We start from the raw sequence: 19098 nt of genomic DNA on the forward strand, positions 1-19098 counted from the left end.
TCCCACCCGAAGGAGCCCCACCTCATGACCGAGTACGCCGTCCGCAACCCCGCGACCGGGGAGCTGGTCGAGACCTTCCCGACCGCCACCGACGCCGACATCGCCGCCGCGATCGACGCGGCCGCCGCGGCGTACGGCTCCTGGGGTCGCACCTCGGGCGTCGCCGATCGCGCGGCGCTGATCCGCCGGGTCGCCGAGCTGCACCGCGAGCGCAGTGCCGAGCTGTCCGCCGCGATGGTCGAGGAGATGGGCAAGCCGCGGGCCGACGCCGAGGGCGAGGTCGACTTCTCCGCCTCGATCTACGAGTTCTACGCCGACAACGCCGAGCGCTTCCTCGCCGACGAGCCGATCGAGCTCGGCGAGGGCGAGGGCACCGCGGTCATCCGGCGGACGCCGGTCGGTGTCCTGCTCGGGATCATGCCGTGGAACTTCCCCGTCTACCAGATCGCCCGCTTCGCCGGCCCCAACCTGATCACCGGCAACACCATCCTGCTCAAGCCCGCGCCGCAGTGCCCGCGCTCGGCGGCGCTCCAGGAGCAGATCTTCCGCGACGCCGGCTTCCCCGAGGGGGCCTACGTCAGCATCTACGCCACCAACGAGCAGGTCGCCGACGTCATCGCCGACCCTCGGGTCCAGGGCGTCTCGCTCACCGGCTCCGAGCGCGCCGGCGCGGCCGTCGCCGAGATCGCCGGCCGCAACCTGAAGAAGGTCGTCCTCGAGCTCGGCGGCTCGGACCCCTTCGTGGTGCTCTCCACCGACGACCTCGACGCCACGGTCGAGGCGGCGGTCTTCGCCCGCATGGACAACGCCGGCCAGGTCTGCAACGGCGGCAAGCGGTTCATCGTGCTCGACGACCTGTACGACGCGTTCGTCGGCAAGTTCACGGACGCCGTGCTCGCCGCCTCCGGCGGTTCCCCGCTCTCCTCGGTCACCGCCGCGGACACCCTCGCCACGCAGGTCGACGCGGCCGTCGCCGGCGGCGCGACCCTGGCCACCGCGGGCGAGCGTGACGGCGCGTTCTACCCGAGCGGGGTCCTGTCGGGCATCACGACCGACAACCCGGCGTACCGTCAGGAGCTCTTCGGCCCGGTCGCGATGGTGTTCCGCGCGAGCGACGAGGACGACGCGGTGCGGATCGCCAACGACACGCCGTACGGGCTCGGCTCCTACGTCTTCTCCACCGACGCCGCCCAGGCCCAGCGGGTCGCCGACCAGATCGAGGCCGGCATGGTCTTCGTCAACGGCGTCGGCCTCGACGCGGCCGAACTGCCCTTCGGCGGCGTCAAGCGCTCCGGCTTCGGCCGCGAGCTGAGCCGCTACGGCATGGAGGAGTTCGTCAACAAGAAGCTGATCCGCACCGTCGGCTGAGGCTCAGGCTCCGCCACGCACCCGGCGAACGGGCTCGGTATCGGGACGATAGACAGCCCATTCGCCGGGTACGTCGGCGTACCGGGACGCGAGCAGGTCGACCAGGCCGGGCACGTCCTCGAGTGCGAGCTGGAAGGTGCCGGTGCAGACGTTGTCGCGCCACAGGGAGAGCACGACGACGTCGGCCTCCGAGTGCCAGCTGACGCGCAGCGCGCGGCCGTCGCCGCGGGGGTCCAGGTAGGCCGCGCCCGCGCTCGGAAGAGGTGGGTGCACCCGGCGCATGCCCCATCATGCGCCCGGATGTGCCGACCTGTCACCGATTCGCCGGAACCGGACGGGCGCTCAGCCCTCCTGCGGCGGGCACAGGCAGAACGGGTGCCCGTCGGGGTCGAGCATGACCCGCCACGAGCCGCCCATCTCGGCGGCCGGCTGGGTCTCGGCGACGGCCGCCCCCAGCGAGCGGGCGTGCTCGGTGGCGGCCTCGAGGTCGGGCACCCGGAAGTCGAGGTGGAACTGCTGCGGGTGGGCCTGGCCGGGCCACTGCGGGCGCGCGAAGTCCTTGACGGTCTGGAAGTTGAAGGTGGCTCCGAGCACGGCCGCGGAGGCGTATCCGTACTCCGGGTAGTCGCCGGTCACCTCGCCGCCGGTCAGGTCGGCATAGAACCGAGCCAGCGCGGCGGCATCGGCGGAGTCGATGGTGAAGGCGATGAGCTCGGTGACGGGAGTGGTCATGCCCCCACCATGCCTGGTCGCGCCGACAGCGGTCTTGAAGATTCCCGACAGCCGAGCGTGTCTCCGACGCGATGATGCGGGCAGCAAGCTGCCGTCGCGCGTCTCCCGCCACGCTGCCGGCAGAATCCGACACATGCACTGGAAGCCGGACGGACCCCTCGACGTGGTCGAGCCCGCGCACCTGCGCGACGCCCGCGGCTTCAGCCCCTCGCTGCGGCGCTACGCCCCGCCACCGGCGCTCGCCGAGGCGGTACGCCGGTTCTGGGTGCCGGTCTGGTCGCTGCCGCCGGGAGAGCGGTCGGTGCAGCGGGTGCTGCAGTACCCGGTGTGCCAGGTCGTCGTCGGCCCCGGGGGCGCGCAGCTGGTCGGTCCCCACGCCGGGCTGAGCACCGAGGAGCTGAGCGGATCCGGCTGGGTCGTCGGCGTGATGATGCAGCCGGCCGCCGGCCTCGCCCTGGCCGGCGGTCCCGTCGCGGACCTGACCGACCGGCGGCGGGACCTCGCGACCGTCCCCGGCCTCGACGCGTCCGGTCTCGTCGCCGCGGTCGTCGCGGCCCTCGGGGACGATCCGGCCGAGATCGACCGCCAGCGGCAGGCGTGCGCGCTGGTGGCCGAGGCGCTCGGCGTACTGCCTCCGGTGGACGACGAGGGTCGGTTGGTCAACGCCGTCGTGGAGTACGTCGAGGGCGACCGCGAGGTGCAGCGGGTCGCGCAGGTGTGCGCCAAGTTCGACCTCGGCGAGCGCACCCTGCAACGGCTGACCCGGCGTCGCATCGGCCTCTCCCCGAAGTGGCTGGTCCAGCGCCGGCGCCTGCACGACGCCGCCGACCTGCTGCGGACCGGCACCACCGTCGACCTGGCCCGGGTCGCCGCCGAGCTGGGGTACGCCGACCAGGCGCACTTCACCCGCGACTTCCGCTCCGCCACCGGCCTGACGCCGGGGGAGTTCAGCGCCGAGCCGGGGCCGGGGTGTCCGCAGTGAGGCGGAGCTCGAGCAGGGGCAGCACCCGTCCCGGAACCGACCCGGACGGCGTCGCGCCGACCCGGACCGCGCCCTGCGCCAGGTAGAACGCCTCGGCGTTGGGGTCGGCGTCGATGGTGATCAGGGTGAACCCGGCCGTGCGGGCCTCGTCGATCAGGTCGGCGGCCAGCGCCCGGCCGATGCCGCGGCCGATCGCGTCCGGGTCCACGAACATCATGCCCAGCACCCCGGTGGGCGGCTCGCCCTCGAGCGTGCGGAAGCCGACGATCCGGCCGTCGGGCAGCTCGGCCACGACGGTACGGCGCCCGGCGAGCTCGTCGTCGCGCATCGTCAGCTCCGCGCGGCAGGCATCGAGGAAGGCGGCGTCGTAGCCCCAGTGCCCCTTGGAGCGCAGCGCGAGCGCGGTCAGCGCGGCGGCCTCGCCGGGCACGGCGGGGCGGAGCCGGGATCCGCTCACCGGAGCTCCCGCAGGTAGCAGAGCATCCGGTAGTCCGCGCCCGGCTCGATGTTCGTGAACCCGTGCCGCTCGTAGAACCGCCGGGTGTCGGCGTCGATCTCGTCGACGTTGATGTGCATCTCGATCCCGCCGCGCCGCTCGACCTCCGCGATCGCCGTGGTCAGCAGGGCGGTGCCGATGCCCCGGTCGCGCAGAAGGGGCACGACGTACAGCTCCTCGAGCTGGGCGAGCGGGCCGTCGCCGTACGGCGTGGGGCGGAGGGTGACGTAGGCGAAGCCGGTCGGCTCGCCGGTCCGCGGGTCGACGGCGAGCGCGACGAACACATCGGGGCGGGCGAGCAGTGAGGTGAACCGGTCGCCGAAGTCCGCCGCGCTCGGCGTCGGCGTCTCGAACTCGGTGTTGAAGTCGAAGAGGAGCCCGCCGACGACATAGGCGTCGGCCGGGATGGCGAGCCGGACGGCGGGTGCCACCGGGGGGAGGTCGGTCATGCGAACCACGCTTTCGTCATCGAGCCGATCACGCCGGTCAGGCGCTCGGCGGTGAACCGGCCGGGGTCGGCGAGGACCAGCCGGCCGAAGTGGTCGAGCAGGGCGAGGATGCCGTGGGCGAGCACCTCGGCGTCCGCGCTCTCGCCGAGCACGCCCACGACCAGCTGCTCGATCACGGCGCGGACCCGCTCCCGGTCGCCCTCGATCCGGTCCCGTACGACGTCGGGCACGGTGACCGGTGACACCAGGATCGCCCGCCAGGTCACCGGGTCGGCGAGCACCATCGCGTGCAGCGCGGGGGTCGCCCGCTCGACCACCGCCACCGGGTCGTCCCCGGCCGCGTCGAGCGGGAGCGCGGCGAAGAGCTGGGCGAGGGCGCGCTCCTGCTGGCGGTCGAGGAGGGTCGTCAGCAGTGGCCCGAGGCCGTCGAAGGCGCTGTAGACGACCGGCCGGGTCACGCCGGCCTCCCGGGCGATGGCGTCGATCGAGACGCCGTCGTACCCGTCGCGGTCGATGATGGTGAGCGCCGCGTCGAGGAGCTGCTCACGGCGCTCGGCCATCGGCACACGGGGTGCGTAGGGGCGTCGCTTGCGGGCCGGCTCGGGCATGGCGTCCACTCTAGGGTTCCATTTACTACAGGTGTGTAGCATTCTGGGACCATGGCGATCCGGAAGCGCACGCGCGACATCACCCCCGCCGAGGACCACGGCTTCTTCGGGCCCGACTCGGTGGCCTGGAAGGTGTGGGGCTACCCCACGTCGCTGACCATCGGCTTCAGCCGGGCGGTCGTGGTCGAGGAGCTCGACCCCAACCTGGTGGCCTCGGTGGACCGCACGCAGGACATCTACCGGCGGCCGAAGACCCGCTACGACCGCACCATCCACTATTTCGCGCTGGTCGCCTTCGGCGACAGCCGCACCACCGCCCGGGCGGCGGACATCCTGGTCAAGGTGCACAGCAAGGCGATCGGCACCGAGCCCTACGGCGGCGGGCGGTACGACGCCAACGACCCCGACTCGCAGCTGTGGATCCTCGTCACCGGCTGGCACTCGGTGCTCAAGGCGTACGAGATGTACGGTCCCGGCCGGCTGTCCGGGGCCGAGGAGGCGCAGTACTGGGCCGAGTGCGCCCGGGCCGCCGAGCTGCAGACCTGCTCGCCCGACGACGTCCCCCGCTCGCGGGCCGAGCTGCACGCCTACTACGAGCGGATGCGGCCGGTGATGTCCGGCTCGCCCATCGCCCGCCGGGCGATGGCGCACCTGATGGACGTCAGTCAGCTCGCCGACGACGTGCCCCTGGTGGCGCGGCCCGCCCGCTGGGTGATCGGCCGCTTCTTCCGCGCCGGCGTCATCGCGACCCTGCCGCACTGGATGCGCGAGATGGGCGGCGTGACGCAGCCGCGGGCCATGGACCTCGCCGCGCGCCCGGTGCTCCGCACCACCTTCGCCGCGCTCTCGGTGAGCAAGCGGCTCCAGCTGCGGGTGCTCGGCCTGCTCTCCCCCAGTACGGTCCCGGTGGTCGCGCCGATCCTGCTCGGCGTGCCGCCGGTGACCCCGGAGGTGCTCACGCCGCGAGAGGCGCAGGAGCGGTACGGGTACGACCGGCCGGCCGAGGCGCACCTCGCCTGGCGCGCGAAGCAGCACGACAAGGTGTTCGGCCGGGGCGAGGCGCCCAGCGACGCCGGGCTGGTCGAGTCGGAGCCGGTGCTCGGCCGTCTGGCCTGACTGCCGGCCGCCGGACCGGCCGCCGGACCGGCCGCCGGGCCGCCGCCGGCTGACAGAGTGATCCTCCCGCCGTCGTACCTAAGGAGAGCCCGTGGGACTCAACCCCGTCGCCGACATCCTCAAGCGCACCGACAAGGTGCTCAAGAGCGCCGAGGCCGCCCTCGGCAACGTCGACACCACGCTGGTCGACGTCGACGGCAAGCTGACCACCGTGGACGCCACGCTCGCGGAGACCCGCGACGTGCTGGGCCAGGTGCAGACCCTGCTGGGCGACCTCAACGACAAGCTGGTCCTGCTCGACGAGGTGCCCGAGCTCAAGGCGAAGCTCGACGCCGTGCTCGCCGCGGTCCAGAAGGGCTGAGGCCGAGCGCCCGCACCAGCACCACCGCCTGCTCGAGGTCGATCACGGCCTTGCCCAGCGAGGCGGCCACCGGATCGTCTCCTGGCGCGGATCGCGCCGGGTCCGACGGTTGACAGGCGGGCAGGTCCAGGTTCTAAAGTGGAAGCGTGACTATTTTAGAGGAGAGGTGGCGTCCCCGGATCGTCACCGACGGTCCCGCGGTCGACGAGGCGGCTGCCCACGATGCCGCCGTCGACCTGCTCACCGCACTCGGCCTCGACCTCACCGTCGAGCACCTCGCCGACACGCCCCGACGGATGGTGGACGCCCTGGTCGAGCTGACCTCGCCGCCGGAGTTCGAGCTGACGACCTTCCCCAATGACGACGAGTACGACGAGCTGGTCCTCGTCGAGGACATCCCCGTGCAGTCGCTGTGCGAGCACCACATGCTGCCGTTCGTCGGGGTGGCCCACGTCGGCTATCTCCCCGGCGCGCGCATCCTCGGCCTGTCGAAGTTCGCGCGGATGGTCGACCACCACGCCCGCCGCCCGCAGACCCAGGAGCGGCTGACGAAGCGGATCGCCGACCACCTGCGGCGCGAGCTCGCCCCCCGTGGCGTCGGCGTCGTCATCGACGCGCAGCACACCTGCATGAGCCTGCGCGGAGCCCGGGCGACCGGCTCGCGCACGCTGACCTCGGCCCTGTTCGGGCAGCTGCGTGACGACGCCCGCAGCCGCGCGGAGTTTCTCGACCTAACCCGGGGCCGGCGATGAACGTCGTCGTGGTCGGAGGAGGCCTGGCCGCTGCCAACGCCGTCACGGAGCTGCGGGCACAGGGGCACTCCGGCGACATCGTCGTCGTGGGCGAGGAGTCGCACCCGCCGTACGAGCGGCCGCCGCTGTCCAAGGGCATCCTGCTCGGCTCGGCCGAGCCGGACGCGGCGCTCGCGCACCCCCGGGCCTGGTACGACGAGCACCAGGTGGACCTGCGCACCGGGACCGTCGTGACCGGGATCGACCTCGACCGGCGGCGGGTGCGGCTGGGAGCGGAGGAGCTGCCCTACGACCGGCTGCTGCTCGCGACCGGTGCCACCCCGCGCCGGCTGCCGATGGCCGACGCGTCGGGCGCTCCGGTGCAGTACCTGCGCACCCTCGACGACGCCCTCGCCCTGCGGGACCGGCTCAGTGAGGGCGCCCGGATCGCGATCATCGGCGCCGGCTGGATCGGGCTCGAGGTCACCTCGGCCGCCCGCCAGCGCGGGGCATCGGTCACCGTGCTCGAGGCGGCGCCGCTGCCACTCCAGCGGGTGCTCGGCGACGAGCTGGCCAGGGTCTTCGCCGATCTCCACCGCGAGCACGGCGTGGACCTGCGCCTCGGCGTCCGCGTCGCCGGCGTGGAGCGGGTCGACGACACGGCGGTCGTCCACGTCGAGGGCGGAGCGCCGGTGGTCGCCGACCTGCTGCTGGTCGCGATCGGTGTCACGCCGGTCGACGCACTCGCCGCGGGGGCCGGCTTGGCCGTCGACGACGGCATCCTGGTCGACGCCCGGCTACGTACCCCGGATCCCCACGTCCTCGCCGCCGGCGACGTCGCCCGCCACGCCCACCCCGCGCTCGGCACCCGGATCCGCGTCGAGCACTGGGACACGGCCATCCAGCAGGGCCGTCATGCGGCCCGGGTCATGCTCGGCGCCGACGAGCCCTACGCCCGGCTGCCGTACTTCTTCACCGACCAGTACGACCTCGGGATGGAGTACGTCGGCCACGTCGATGCGACCGCCGGGTACGACCGCCTCGTGGTCCGTGGCGATCTGGCCGCCCGGCAGGCGAGCGTGCTGTGGCTGAGCGACGACCGGGTGCTGGCCGGCATGCACCTCAACGACTGGGACGCGATCGACCCGCTGCGGGCCGTGGTCGGTGGGCCTGCCACGGATGCCGTCCGCGACCCGTCGGTGCCGCTCGTCGACCTCATGTAACTAAGTGTTACGTCACGGAATTGTGACCAGTGGGGCCAGAGTGGTGGATAGCGGTGCTGTAACACTTAGTTACAAGATGCGGCCGTGGTGCCGCACGTGCAGGGCGCGGACCCGCTCGGCGTACTCCTCGACCGGGCCGTCCACGGGGATCCGCGGCGCGACCTCGGTGATCCGGAGCGCGGCGACGGGGGACTCGGGCAGGCCGAGCTCGGCGTACCACGCGACGAGCTGGGGCGTCGACGTCGCGAAGACGATCCGGCCCAGGCCGGCCCAGGCGTGCGCGGCCGAGCACATCGCGCAGTGCTCGCCCGATGTGTACACGGTCAGCGCGGCCCGCTCGGCGGACGGCACGTTCGCCGCGGCCCACAGGGCGATCGCCAGCTCGGGATGCCGGGTGCCGTCGCCGGCGCTGACGTGGTTGTGGTCCTCCATCAGCACGGTGCCGTCGGCGGCCACGAGCACCGATCCGAACGGCTCGTCGCCGGCGGCGACGGCGGCCTCGGCGAGCTCGACGCACCGGTCCAAGTGGCGTCGGTCCTCGGCGGAGACAGACATGGCGGGGCCCTCCTCAGGCTCGGATGATGCGGCGTTCGATCGCGGCGGCGACGGCGCCGGCCCGGGTGTCGACCCCGAGCTTGGTGTAGATGTGCGAGAGGTGCGACTTCACCGTCGCCTCGGAGACGAAGAGCTCGCGCGCCATCTCCTTGTTGCCGAGTCCGCGGGAGAGGAGCTCGAGCACCTCGACCTCACGCTCGGTGATGGTGACCGCACCGGGTGCCGTCCGGCGGACCAGGGTCGCGGCGACCGAGGGCGCGAGGACGGTCTCTCCGCGGGCGGTGGCACGGATCCCGGCGAACAGCTCGTCGGGCGGCGCGTCCTTGAGCAGGTAGCCGCGGGCACCGGCCTCCAGCGCGCGCAGGATGTCGGACTCGGTGTCGTACGTCGTCAGCACGAGTACCTCGGGCGGCTCGCCCAGGGCCCGCAGCGCCGCGGTCACCTCGGCACCCCCGGCCTCGCCGTCGCCCAGGCTCAGGTCCATCAGCACGACGTCCGGCCGGCCCGCGCGGACGACGGCGAGAGCGTGGTCGAGCCCGTCCGCCTCGCCGACCACGGTCAGGTCCTCCTGCCCCTCGACCAGGGCGCGCAGCCCGGCCCGGATCACCGGGTGGTCGTCGACCAGCACGATCCGGATCATCGTGTCTCCTTCCCTTCCGCGCTCTCCCGCACCGGGAAGCGGACCGACACGGTCGTCCCCTCCCCGGGCGCACTCTCGACGTCGGCCCGGCCGCCGAGCGCCTCGGCCCGGTCGCGGATGCCGGCCAGCCCGCGTCCCCGGGTGCCGGACGGGCGCACCTGGTGCCCGACGTCGACCTGGTCGAAGCCGTGCCCGTCGTCGCGTACGTCGAGCACCACCTCGTCCACGTGATAGGTCAGGGTCAGCGCCACCCGGCCGGCCCCGGCGTGCTCGCGGACGTTGGCCAGCGCGCCACGGGCGGTGCGCACCAGGGCCGCCCCCACGTCGGCGGGTACGACGACGGGCTCGCCGTCGACGCGGACCTCGATCCGCATGCCGGGGGATGCCTGGGCGAGCTGGTCGGCTGCGCGCCGCAGGGCGGCGGGCAGCGCGGTGCCGGTGACGTCGCCGGCGAGGTCGGCGGGCGCGAGGTCGCGCACGACGCGGCGCACCTCGTCGAGGCCGTCGCGTGCGGTGGCCGCGGCGGTGTGGACGTGCTCGCGGGCCGCGGTCGGCTGCGCGGACCAGGCCTGCTCGGCGGCCTGGAGCAGCAGGTTGATGCTGGACAGTCCCTGTCCCACCGAGTCGTGGATCTCCCGGGACAGGCGGGTCCGCTCGGCGAGGGCGCCGGTGCGGTGCTGCTCCTCGGCGAGCTCGGCCTGCGCCTCGACCAGCTGGTCGAGCAGGTCCTGCCGGGCCCGCGACTCGAGGTCGAGCGCGCGGTAGGCGAGCACGGTGACCAGGCCGACGCCGATCGGCCCGGCCACCTGGACCGGGTCGAAGCCGTCGGCCCACGAATTGTCGAGTCGCTGCCAGGCCGCGGTCAGCAGCACGGTCATCAGGACGACCGTGCCGACCGCCCACGGAAAGGGCAGCACCCGCAGCACCGCGAACGCCACCGGTACCGCGCACCACGCGAACGACGGCGCCGCCGTGGTCAGCGCGCCCCACAGCACGACCATGCCGGTCACCCACACGGTCGGCCACCAGCTGCGGTCGGCCAGCAGGCCGCGGGTCGCGTAGGCGAGGCCGAGCACGAGCGCACCGGCCAGGACGGCGACCCCGGTGGCGTCGAGGGAGTGCCGGTCGACGTAACGCACCGCGCAGGTGACGAGCAGGACGACCAGGACGACGAGCAGCCACCGGTCGAGGCGGCTCGCCGGGGCGAGGATGCCGTGCTCGCCTGGACGGCGGGCGGGCTGGAGGACGGACATGGCGGGACCAGCGTAGGGAGCAGGGGCCACGACGGCATCAACCGATTGGCTATCGGGCGGTAGCCGGCTGCCCGACGTGCGGGGCCCGGCCGCCACCGCAGAGTGGTGGACATGAAGCGCAACCACCTCATCACCAGCTCCCTGCTCGTCGCGACCGCCGCCACGGCGAGCCTCGCCGGACTCGCCGGTACGACGGCCGCGACCGCCGCGGACCGCGACCACGGTCGCGCCGCGACCTACCTGCTCACCGGCGACCCGGTCGACGCGAGCAACCCGGCCGGCTCGAAGTTCGAGGGCATCGGCGCCGACGAGAAGCGCGGCCGCTTCTACGTCAGCGAGGTCACCGGCGGCGAGCTCCACCGCGGCAAGGTCGGCACCGCCCGGACCCAGGAGTGGCTCGCCGGCAACGGCACCGACGGCCGGTACACCGCCCGCGGCGTGACGGTCGACGCCAAGGGCCGCGTCTACGTCGCCGGCGGCCCCAACGGCATCAGCAACGGTGGCCCCAACGGCATCGACCCCGCGGGCACCGACAACGCCTCGCGCCCGGACCTGTGGGTCTACGCCAAGTCGGGCGAGCTGCTCGCCGCCCTGCAGATCCCGGGCAAGCCAGTCTTCCTGAACGACGTCGCGATCGGCCCCGACGGCGCGGCGTACTTCACCAACTCCAAGGACGCGGAGATCTACCGGGTCGCGCAGGGCAAGAACGGCTGGAGCGTGCGGCTCTGGGCCGACGCCACCGCCAAGATCGCCGGCCAGCCCGGCTTCAACCTCGGCGGCATCGTCGTCAGCGCGGACGAGAAGGCGCTCGTCGTCGCACAGGGCAACACCGGCAGGCTCTGGCGCTTCGCGCTGGCGACCGGCAAGGTCCGCCAGGTCAGGACCGGCGGCGCGGACCTGACCGACGCCGACGGCCTGGTGCTGCAGGGCAACCGCCTCACCGTGGTCCGCAACTTCAAGAAGCAGATCGCGACCCTGCGTCTGTCCGCCGACGGTCGCAAGGCGAAGCTGATCCGCCAGCGCGCCTCCTCGCCCGACCGCGTGCTCACCACCGCCAAGGCGATCCGTGGCCAGATCCTGTACGTCGACAGCAAGTTCGACGAGCAGATCGCCTCGGGTCCCTACGAGGTCATCGCGGACCCGACCCGATGAAGCGGCGGCTCGTCGTCCTCGGGACCACCGCCCTCCCGCTCGCGCTCGCCCTGGGCGCGTGCGGGGGCGGCGACCCGGCCGACCGGCCGGAGCCGTCCGCCGGCGTCGACCGGACGACGAGCCCCACGGCCGCCACCGACGCCGACGCTTCCCAGTCGGACGCCACGGCGTCGACCACGTCGGCGGTCCCCGCCGTCCCGCAGGCCGAGCTCGACCAGCGCCTGCGGGACGCCGCCTGGGCGAACGACGTGCAGGCCGCTCGCGGCCTGGTGAAACAGGGCGCCGACGTCAACGCCAAGGACGACACCGAGCAGTCGGCGTACCTGGTCGCGACGAGCGAGGGCTACCTCGACCTGCTCCGCCTGACCCTCCGCAACGGAGCGGAGGTCGACGACAAGGACAGCTGGAACGGCACCGGTCTGATCCGCGCCGCCGAGCGGGGCCACGGCCTGGTGGTGGGGGAGCTGCTGCGCGCCGGGATCGACCGCGACCACGTCAACCGGATCGGCTACCAGGCCATCCACGAGGCCGTCTGGCTCGGCGAGGACACCCGCGCCTACGCCACGACGGTCCGGGCGCTCGCCGCCGGCGGTGCCCGGCTCGACCCGGTCTCGCCGTCGGCGGGACTGACGCCGCTGCAGATGGCCCGCGAGCGTGGCTTCGCCGGCCTGGAGAGGATCCTGAGGAACGTGACCACCGCCGACCGGCCCGCCGACGCGAACGCCGCCCTGCTCCGCGCGGCCCGCGCCGGGGACGCCGACGCCGTCGCCGTGGCGGTGCGCGCCGGAGCGGACATCGAGACCCGCGACGGCAACGAGCGCACCGCGCTGCTGCTCGCGGCCACCTACGACCAGGTCGCCGTCGCCGAGCTGCTCGTCGCCATGGGCGCCGACCCCGACGCGCTCGACGACCGCCACGACACCCCCTGGCTGGTCACCGGCGTGACCGGCAGCGTCGCGATGCTCGAGGCGCTGCTTCCCGCCGACCCCGACTTGACCATCGAGAACAGGTACGGCGGCCTCTCGCCCATCCCGGCCGGCGAGCGCGGCCACGTCGGCTACATCCGCCGGGTGGTGCGGACCGGCGTCGACCTCGACCACGTCAACGACCTCGGCTGGACGTCCATGCTGGAGGCGATCATCCTCGGCAACGGCAGTGAGCCCTACCAGGAGATCGTCCGGATCCTGCTCGACGCCGGGGCCGACCCGGCGATTGCCGACCGCGAGGGCGTCACGCCGCTGCGTCATGCCGAGCAGCGCGGGTACGACGCGATCGCGGCGCTGCTGCGGAGCTGACCGCGCTCGCGCGGGTGCCCGGTGCGGGTGGGGACGGCGGCTACGGTTGCCGGGTGCCCTTCTCCTGCACCGGGCCCGTCATCGAGTGGCGGGGACCAGCGCCCTTCGTCTTCCTCGCCGTGCCGGACGAGGAGAGCGAGGACCTCAAGGAGGCGGCGCGCGGGCTGGAGTACTGGGGCCAGGTCGCCGTCGACGTCCGGATCGGCGGCACCGACTTCCGCACGGCGCTGTTCCCCAAGGACGGGCGCTACCTGGTGCCGCTGCGGATCGCCGTACGCCGGGCCGAGGGGATCGAGGTCGGCCAGGAGCTGACCGCCGTGCTGGAGCTCGCGTCCAGGGACGGGACGAGGAGCTGACGTGCCCGTCACGCTCGCCCACCCCGCCGCCGTCCTCCCGCTGCGCGGCCTGGGCCTGCCGCTGTCGGCGATGGTCATCGGGTCGATGGTCCCGGACCTGCCGGTGCTCGCGCGGACCTGGTCGCTCTACGACTTCACGCACAGCCCGCTGGGGATCGTGACCGTCGACCTCGCGGTCACGGTCGTGCTGCTGGCGTTCTGGGACCGGTGGGGCCGCGACGCGCTCGTCGACACGACACCCGCCCTCGTCCGGGACCGACTCCCGGGCCGGGCCCGGATCGGCCGCCGTGCGTGGCTGCTCGTCCCGCTCGCCGCGATCGTCGGCTCGCTGACCCACGTCGCCTGGGACGCCTTCACCCATCAGGGCCGCTGGGGCGTGCGACACGTGGCCTGGCTCCAGGAGACGCACGGGCCGCTCCCCGGCCAGCAGTGGGCCCAGTTCGGCTCGGGCGTCGCCGGCCTGCTCGTGGTCGGCTGGGCGATCGCCCGGTACGTCGCCCGCTCGCCCCGGCGCGCGCCGCGACCGCGCCGGCTGCCCGCCGCGACCCTCCCGGCCGGGTTCGGCGCCGCCACCGCCGTCTCCCTCACCGCCGGACTCCTCGGCCTCCGCGACGGCTGGCATGCCGCCGCCTTCGACGCGGCGGTCGCCGGCATCCTGGCGCTGGCAGGGCTGGTGCTGCTCGTCGCGCTGGCCTGGCACCTGTCCGGGGCGCCCACCGGGACCGAGGAGGTCAGCGGCCCGGTCGCTCCCTGAGCGTGACCGGCGGGCCGGCGTACGACGCGAGGGTGGCGCGCACCGCGTCGGAGACGGGCCATGCGGCGCCGGTCGCGGTGTCCCAGAACACGGTGGAGGTCTCGGCCACGATGGCCGGTGCGTGGTCGGGCGCGACCCGCAGCTCGAGGGAGACCGAGAACGAGGACCGTCCGATGTGGCTGACCCAGGTCCGCACCAGGAAGGGCTGGAAGGCCACGAAGCGCATCTCGGCGTGATAGTCGACCCGCTGCGCGCCGACCAGCTCGGTCACGCCGGACGGGAGGTCGCGGAGCAGGCCGCGACGCTCGTCGCCGGCGCTCAGCCGCGCGTGCCGGAAGAACAGCAGCCGGGCCTCGTCGAGCACGCGGAGCGCCTCGACGCTGTCGACGTGGCCGCCGAGGTTGATGTCGCGCATCCGCGCCTGGATCTCGCAGTCGAAGACCTCACTCACGGCCGCATCCTCCCAGCCGCGCCCGGAGGTGTCGCCGGAGCCTGGCAAATGCGCGTCAAGCCGCGTCAAGAACGCGTCAACACGGCGGATCCCCACGGTCGGGAGCACTTTGCTGGAGGCATGAACATGGAAGCCGGCCTCCTGATCGCAGGGGTGATCGCCGTCGCGATCTACCTGCTCGTGGCCTTGATCCTCCCGGAGCGTTTCTAGTGTCCGACACCGCCGGCGGCCTGCTGTCGATCGCCGCCCTCATCGCCCTGCTCGCGATCGTGTACGTGCCCCTGGGCGACTACATGGCGCGGGTCTTCACCAGCGGCAGACACCTGCGCGTCGAGCGTGGGGTCTACCGCCTGACCGGCGTCAACCCCGATGCCGAGCAGAGCCCCAAGGCCTATGCCCTCAGCGTCGTGGGGTTCTCGTTGGTCAGCATCGCGCTGCTGATGGGCATCTTGACCGCCCAGGCCCAGCTGCCGATGAGCCGAGATCTCGGTGGCATGCCGTTCTGGATGTCCTTCAACACGGCGATCTCGTTCGTCACCAACACCAACTGGCAGTCGTACGCCGGGGAGTCGACCCTGGGCTTCACGGCCCAGATGGCCGGTCTGGCGGTGCAGAACTTCCTGTCCGCGGCGGTCGGCATCGCCGTCGCGGTGGCGCTCATCCGCGGGTTCGCGCGGACGCGCAGCGGGGCGCTGGGCAACTTCTGGGTCGACCTGACCCGCGGCACCCTGCGGATCCTGCTGCCGATCGCCTTCGTGGGTGCGGTCCTCCTGCTCCTCGGCGGCGTCATCCAGAACTTCCACGACAGCACCATGACCACACTGTCGGGTCAGAGCCAGATCCTCCCGGGCGGGCCCGTGGCCAGTCAGGAGGTCATCAAGAACCTGGGCAACAACGGCGGCGGCTTCTTCAACGCGAACGCCGCCCATCCCTTCGAGAACCCGAGCGGCTTCACGAACCTCCTCGAGGTCTTCCTGATCCTGGTGCTGCCGATCTCGTTGACCCGCACCCTCGGGACGATGGTGGGCAACCGCCGGCAGGGACTGGCCGTCCTCGGCGCGATGGGCGCGCTCATGACCGTCGCCGTCACCCTGGCGACCTGGGCCGAGGTCGGCGCGCAGTCGCCCACCGCGCAGGCGGCCGGCGCCGCGATGGAGGGCAAGGAGACCCGCTTCGGTGAGTGGGCGTCGGCCTTGTTCGCGGTCGCGACCACCGGCACGTCCACCGGCGCGGTCAACTCCGCCCACGACTCGATGACGCCGGTCGGCGGCGGCACGGTGCTGCTGAACATGATGCTCGGCGAGATCGCCCCGGGCGGTGTCGGCGCGGGGATCTACGGCATCTTGATCATGGCGATCCTCGCCGTGTTCATCTGCGGCCTGATGGTCGGCCGCACGCCCGAGCTGCTCGGCAAGAAGATCAGCGCCCGGCAGATGACCTATGTCGCCCTCTACACGCTGACCACGCCGGCGCTGGTGCTGGTCGGCACCGGCGTCGCGATCTCCCGCGGGTCGACCGCCGACGCGGTGGGCAATCCGGGGGGCCACGGCTTCAGCGAGGTCCTCTACGCCTACACCTCGGCGGCCAACAACAACGGCAGCGCCTTCGGCGGCATCACGGTGACATCGGACTTCTTCCAGATCACGCTCGGGCTCGCGATGCTGCTCGGCCGGCTGATCCCCATCGTGTTCGTCCTGCTCCTGGCCGGCTCGCTGGCCGAGCAGGGCAAGGTCCCGGTCACGGCCGGCACCCTGCCCACCCACCAACCGCTCTTCGTCGGGATGCTGGTCGGGGTCATCGTGATCATGACCGGCCTCACCTATTTCCCGGCGCTCGCCCTCGGACCGATCGCGGAGGCCCTCGCATGACAACCGACCAGACGACCACCCCTGTCGACGGACCCGAGCTGGCCGGGCACCCCACCCCGGACCCGGTACGACGGCCGGCCGCGGGCATGAGCCTGCGGGTGCTGCTCGGCCAGGCGCTGCAGCAGCTCCCCGAGGCCCTGCGCAAGCTCGACCCGCGGCACCTGTGGCGCTCGCCGGTGATGTTCCTGGTCTGGCTCGGCTCGGTCGGCACCACCGTCGCCGCGCTGGCCGACCCGAGCCTGTTCGCGATCTCCCTCGCGGTCTGGCTGTGGCTGACCGTGCTCTTCGGCAACCTCGCCGAAGCCGTGGCCGAGGGCCGCGGCAAGGCGCAGGCGGCGTCGCTGCGGGCCACGCGCTCCGGCACCGTCGCCCGGCTGCTGGACGCGTCCGGTGCCGAGAGCCGGGTCCCGGGGACCCAGCTGCAGGTCGGCGACCGGGTCGTCGTGGAGGCGGGCGAGGTGATCCCGGGCGACGGCGACATCGTCGAGGGCATCGCGTCGGTGGACGAGTCCGCGATCACGGGGGAGTCCGCGCCGGTCATCCGGGAGGCCGGCGGCGACCGCAGCGCCGTGACCGGCGGCACCCGAGTGCTCTCGGACCGCATCGTCGTGCGGATCACGGCCGCGGCCGGCGAGACCTTCCTGGACAAGATGATCGCGCTGGTCGAGGGCACCTCGCGCCGCAAGACGCCGAACGAGGTCGCGCTGTCGATCCTGCTGGCCAGCCTGAGCCTGGTCTTCCTCGCCGCCGTCGCGACCCTCGCCCCGATGGCCGAGTACGCCGGGGCGCCGCAGGACCTGGTGGTCCTCGTCGCCCTGCTGGTCTGCCTGATCCCGACGACCATCGGGGCGCTCCTCTCGGCGATCGGCATCGCCGGCATGGACCGCCTGGTCCGGGTGAACGTCCTGGCCATGTCCGGCCGCGCGGTGGAGGCCGCCGGTGATGTCAGCACGCTGCTGCTCGACAAGACCGGCACGATCACCTACGGCAACCGTCAGGCGGCCCGGTTCGTCCCCGCCGCCGGGGTCAGCGAGGAGCGGTTGCGCGACGTGGCGCGGCTGTCGAGCCTCGCCGACCAGACGCCGGAAGGTCGCTCCATCGTCGAGCTCGCCCTCACGCAGGGGGCCGACGACCGGGACCTCCCCGCGGGCGCCACGTTCGTCGAGTTCACCGCGCAGACCCGGATGTCCGGCGTCGACCTCGCCGACGGGACGCAGGTCCGCAAGGGCGCCGGCTCCGCCGTCGCCACCTGGCTGGGCACGAACCCCTCGGCCGACGTGACCGACGTCGTCGACGAGATCGCCCGCTCCGGCGGCACGCCGCTCGTCATCGGCTGCATCGACGCCGGCGCGACGCAGGGCCACGTGCTCGGTGTCGTCCACCTCAAGGACGTCGTCAAGCAGGGCATGACCGAGCGGTTCGCCGAGTTGCGCGCGATGGGCATCCGGACCGTGATGATCACGGGCGACAACGCACTGACCGCCCGGGCGATCGCGGAGGAGGCGGGTGTGGACGACTTCCTCGCCGAGGCCACCCCCGAGGACAAGCTGGCCTACATCCGCAAGGAGCAGGAGGGCGGCCGCCTGGTCGCGATGACCGGCGACGGCACCAACGACGCCCCCGCGCTGGCCGCCGCCGATGTCGGCGTCGCGATGAACAGCGGTACGGCGGCCGCGAAGGAGGCCGGCAACATGGTCGACCTCGACTCGGACCCCACGAAGCTCATCGACGTCGTCGAGATCGGCAAGCAGCTCCTCATCACCCGCGGCGCGCTGACGACCTTCTCGATCGCCAACGACGTGGCGAAGTACTTCGCGATCATCCCGGCGATGTTCGTGGCGGCCTACCCGTCGCTCGACCGGCTCAACGTGATGGGCCTGGCCACGCCGGAGTCGGCGATCCTGTCGGCGGTCATCTTCAACGCGCTCATCATCGTGGCGCTGATCCCGCTCGCGCTGCGGGGCGTCCGGTTCAAGGCTGCGTCGGCGACCTCGATCCTGCGGCGCAACATCTACATCTTCGGACTCGGCGGCATCGTCGTCCCGTTCGTCGGCATCAAGCTCATCGACCTGCTCGTCTCCACCGTCCCCGGCCTGGGCCGCTAGAAGGACCTGATCACCATGGTTTCCTCCACCTTGTCCGACCTGGCCCGCCAGTCCCTGGCTGCCCTCCGACTCCTCGTCGTGTTCACCGTGATCCTCGGCGTCGGCTATCCCGTGGCCGTCTGGGCCGTGGGCCGCACGCTCGGCGACCGGGCCGACGGTCAGCCCGTCCGCGTCGACGGACAGGTCGTCGGGTCCGCGCTCATCGGGCAGAGCTTCACGGGCCCGGAGTGGTTCCACGCCCGTCCCTCCGCCAACGACTACGACCCGCTCGCGTCGGCGCCGAGCAACCTGGGGCCGCTGAGCCGCGACCTCGACGCGGCGATCGCGGAGCGTCGTACGGCGGTCGCCGCGGCCGAGGGTGTCGCCGGGTCCGCCGTCCCCGCCGATGCCGTGACCGGCTCCGGCTCCGGGCTCGACCCGCACATCTCGCCCGCCTACGCCGAGCTCCAGGCGGCGCGCGTGGCCGCGGCGAACGGGCTGTCCCTCGCCGAGGTGCACCGGCTGATCCAGGACCACACGCAGGGCCGGTTCCTCGGGTTCCACGGCGAGCCCGGCGTCAACGTCCTGACGCTCAACGTGGCGATCCGCGAGGCGTCGGCGTGA

At 73.0% G+C, this 19098-nt stretch carries 23 protein-coding genes; 14 read left to right on the forward strand and 9 right to left on the reverse strand.

The annotated features are described in order from the left end of the window. The first annotated feature begins 24 nt into the window (after positions 1-24). Entirely contained in the window at positions 25-1368 is a 1344-nt protein-coding gene (locus tag RB608_RS21155) for an NAD-dependent succinate-semialdehyde dehydrogenase (RefSeq protein WP_308090040.1), read from the forward strand. A gap of 3 nt (positions 1369-1371) precedes the next feature. Here RB608_RS21155 and RB608_RS21160 read toward each other — a convergent pair whose 3' ends face one another. After that, entirely contained in the window at positions 1372-1650 is a 279-nt protein-coding gene (locus RB608_RS21160) for a hypothetical protein (RefSeq protein ID WP_308090041.1), read from the reverse strand. A gap of 60 nt (positions 1651-1710) precedes the next feature. Further along, positions 1711-2100, reverse strand: coding sequence for a VOC family protein (locus RB608_RS21165; RefSeq protein ID WP_308090042.1), 390 nt, complete (start codon positions 2098-2100; stop codon positions 1711-1713). Positions 2101-2233: 133 nt separating this feature from the next. Between RB608_RS21165 and RB608_RS21170 the strand changes: the two genes are divergently transcribed. Next, positions 2234-3082: a helix-turn-helix domain-containing protein gene (locus RB608_RS21170; RefSeq protein WP_308090043.1), complete on the forward strand. Its 849-nt coding sequence runs from the start codon at positions 2234-2236 to the stop codon at positions 3080-3082. Here RB608_RS21170 and RB608_RS21175 read toward each other — a convergent pair. The 3 genes from RB608_RS21175 to RB608_RS21185 are packed head-to-tail and all read right to left on the reverse strand — an operon-like array spanning position 3048 to position 4635. Continuing rightward, positions 3048-3539: a GNAT family N-acetyltransferase gene (locus RB608_RS21175; RefSeq protein ID WP_308090044.1), complete on the reverse strand. Its 492-nt coding sequence runs from the start codon at positions 3537-3539 to the stop codon at positions 3048-3050. The two genes, RB608_RS21170 and RB608_RS21175, sit on opposite strands and share 35 nt — an antisense overlap. After that, positions 3536-4027 carry a GNAT family N-acetyltransferase gene (locus RB608_RS21180; protein ID WP_308090045.1) on the reverse strand — a complete coding sequence of 164 codons (492 nt, stop codon included), beginning with the start codon at positions 4025-4027 and terminating at the stop codon, positions 3536-3538. The genes RB608_RS21175 and RB608_RS21180 overlap by 4 nt, the downstream gene beginning before the upstream one ends. Further along, entirely contained in the window at positions 4024-4635 is a 612-nt protein-coding gene (locus RB608_RS21185) for a TetR/AcrR family transcriptional regulator (RefSeq protein WP_308090046.1), read from the reverse strand. The genes RB608_RS21180 and RB608_RS21185 overlap by 4 nt, the downstream gene beginning before the upstream one ends. A 51-nt stretch (positions 4636-4686) precedes the next feature. Between RB608_RS21185 and RB608_RS21190 the strand changes: the two genes are divergently transcribed. The 4 genes from RB608_RS21190 to RB608_RS21205 all read left to right on the forward strand — a co-directional run bounded on the left by RB608_RS21190 (position 4687) and on the right by RB608_RS21205 (position 8066). After that, on the forward strand, positions 4687-5751 hold the full coding sequence (locus RB608_RS21190) for an oxygenase MpaB family protein (RefSeq protein WP_308090047.1): 1065 nt from the start codon (positions 4687-4689) through the stop codon (positions 5749-5751). Between the two features lie 91 nt (positions 5752-5842). After that, entirely contained in the window at positions 5843-6112 is a 270-nt protein-coding gene (locus RB608_RS21195; protein WP_308090048.1) for a hypothetical protein, read from the forward strand. A gap of 146 nt (positions 6113-6258) precedes the next feature. Further along, the gene (folE, locus tag RB608_RS21200; RefSeq protein ID WP_392391031.1) at positions 6259-6864 is read left to right on the forward strand and encodes a GTP cyclohydrolase I; all 606 of its coding nucleotides are present in this window, start codon (positions 6259-6261) and stop codon (positions 6862-6864) included. Continuing rightward, a complete protein-coding gene (locus RB608_RS21205; protein ID WP_308090049.1) occupies positions 6861-8066 on the forward strand; it encodes an FAD-dependent oxidoreductase in 1206 nt (401 codons plus the stop codon). The genes folE and RB608_RS21205 overlap by 4 nt, the downstream gene beginning before the upstream one ends. Positions 8067-8135: 69 nt before the next feature. Here RB608_RS21205 and RB608_RS21210 read toward each other — a convergent pair whose 3' ends face one another. Genes RB608_RS21210 through RB608_RS21220 form a run of 3 tightly spaced genes read right to left on the reverse strand, consistent with a single transcriptional unit; the run spans position 8136 to position 10514 of the window. Beyond that, positions 8136-8621 (reverse strand): nucleoside deaminase, encoded by a 486-nt coding sequence (locus tag RB608_RS21210; RefSeq protein WP_308090050.1) that lies wholly within the window; start codon positions 8619-8621, stop codon positions 8136-8138. Between the two features lie 13 nt (positions 8622-8634). Further along, on the reverse strand, positions 8635-9261 hold the full coding sequence (locus tag RB608_RS21215; RefSeq protein WP_308090051.1) for a response regulator transcription factor: 627 nt from the start codon (positions 9259-9261) through the stop codon (positions 8635-8637). Further along, positions 9258-10514 (reverse strand): sensor histidine kinase, encoded by a 1257-nt coding sequence (locus tag RB608_RS21220; protein WP_308090052.1) that lies wholly within the window; start codon positions 10512-10514, stop codon positions 9258-9260. Before RB608_RS21220 ends, RB608_RS21215 begins: the two co-directional genes overlap by 4 nt. A 111-nt stretch (positions 10515-10625) precedes the next feature. Between RB608_RS21220 and RB608_RS21225 the strand changes: the two genes are divergently transcribed. Genes RB608_RS21225 through RB608_RS21240 form a run of 4 tightly spaced genes read left to right on the forward strand, consistent with a single transcriptional unit; the run spans position 10626 to position 14071 of the window. Beyond that, positions 10626-11666 carry an SMP-30/gluconolactonase/LRE family protein gene (locus tag RB608_RS21225; RefSeq protein WP_308090053.1) on the forward strand — a complete coding sequence of 347 codons (1041 nt, stop codon included), beginning with the start codon at positions 10626-10628 and terminating at the stop codon, positions 11664-11666. Further along, positions 11663-12961 (forward strand): ankyrin repeat domain-containing protein, encoded by a 1299-nt coding sequence (locus RB608_RS21230; RefSeq protein ID WP_308090054.1) that lies wholly within the window; start codon positions 11663-11665, stop codon positions 12959-12961. The genes RB608_RS21225 and RB608_RS21230 overlap by 4 nt, the downstream gene beginning before the upstream one ends. A gap of 53 nt (positions 12962-13014) precedes the next feature. Then, complete coding sequence (locus RB608_RS21235) at positions 13015-13317, forward strand: DUF1905 domain-containing protein (RefSeq protein WP_308090055.1); 303 nt, start codon at positions 13015-13017, stop codon at positions 13315-13317. 1 nt (position 13318) lies between these two features. After that, the gene (locus RB608_RS21240) at positions 13319-14071 is read left to right on the forward strand and encodes a DUF4184 family protein (protein ID WP_308090056.1); all 753 of its coding nucleotides are present in this window, start codon (positions 13319-13321) and stop codon (positions 14069-14071) included. On the opposite strand, the gene RB608_RS21245 is transcribed toward RB608_RS21240, so the two are convergent. Continuing rightward, entirely contained in the window at positions 14049-14522 is a 474-nt protein-coding gene (locus RB608_RS21245; RefSeq protein WP_308090057.1) for a thioesterase family protein, read from the reverse strand. The genes RB608_RS21240 and RB608_RS21245 overlap by 23 nt on opposite strands. A gap of 120 nt (positions 14523-14642) precedes the next feature. On the opposite strand from RB608_RS21245, the gene RB608_RS21250 reads away from it, so the two are divergent. From RB608_RS21250 to kdpC, 4 genes are all read left to right on the forward strand, one after another. Beyond that, the gene (locus RB608_RS21250; protein ID WP_308090058.1) at positions 14643-14732 is read left to right on the forward strand and encodes a potassium-transporting ATPase subunit F; all 90 of its coding nucleotides are present in this window, start codon (positions 14643-14645) and stop codon (positions 14730-14732) included. Next, positions 14732-16390 (forward strand): potassium-transporting ATPase subunit KdpA, encoded by a 1659-nt coding sequence (kdpA, locus tag RB608_RS21255; RefSeq protein ID WP_308090059.1) that lies wholly within the window; start codon positions 14732-14734, stop codon positions 16388-16390. The genes RB608_RS21250 and kdpA overlap by 1 nt, the downstream gene beginning before the upstream one ends. Positions 16391-16476: 86 nt before the next feature. Continuing rightward, positions 16477-18495, forward strand: a complete 2019-nt coding sequence (kdpB, locus tag RB608_RS21260; protein WP_308090180.1) for a potassium-transporting ATPase subunit KdpB — start codon at positions 16477-16479, stop codon at positions 18493-18495. 15 nt (positions 18496-18510) lie between these two features. Continuing rightward, positions 18511-19098: a potassium-transporting ATPase subunit KdpC gene (gene kdpC / locus RB608_RS21265; RefSeq protein ID WP_308090060.1), complete on the forward strand. Its 588-nt coding sequence runs from the start codon at positions 18511-18513 to the stop codon at positions 19096-19098.

This window comes from Nocardioides sp. LHD-245 (genome assembly GCF_030929495.1).
GTDB lineage: Bacteria > Actinomycetota > Actinomycetes > Propionibacteriales > Nocardioidaceae > Nocardioides.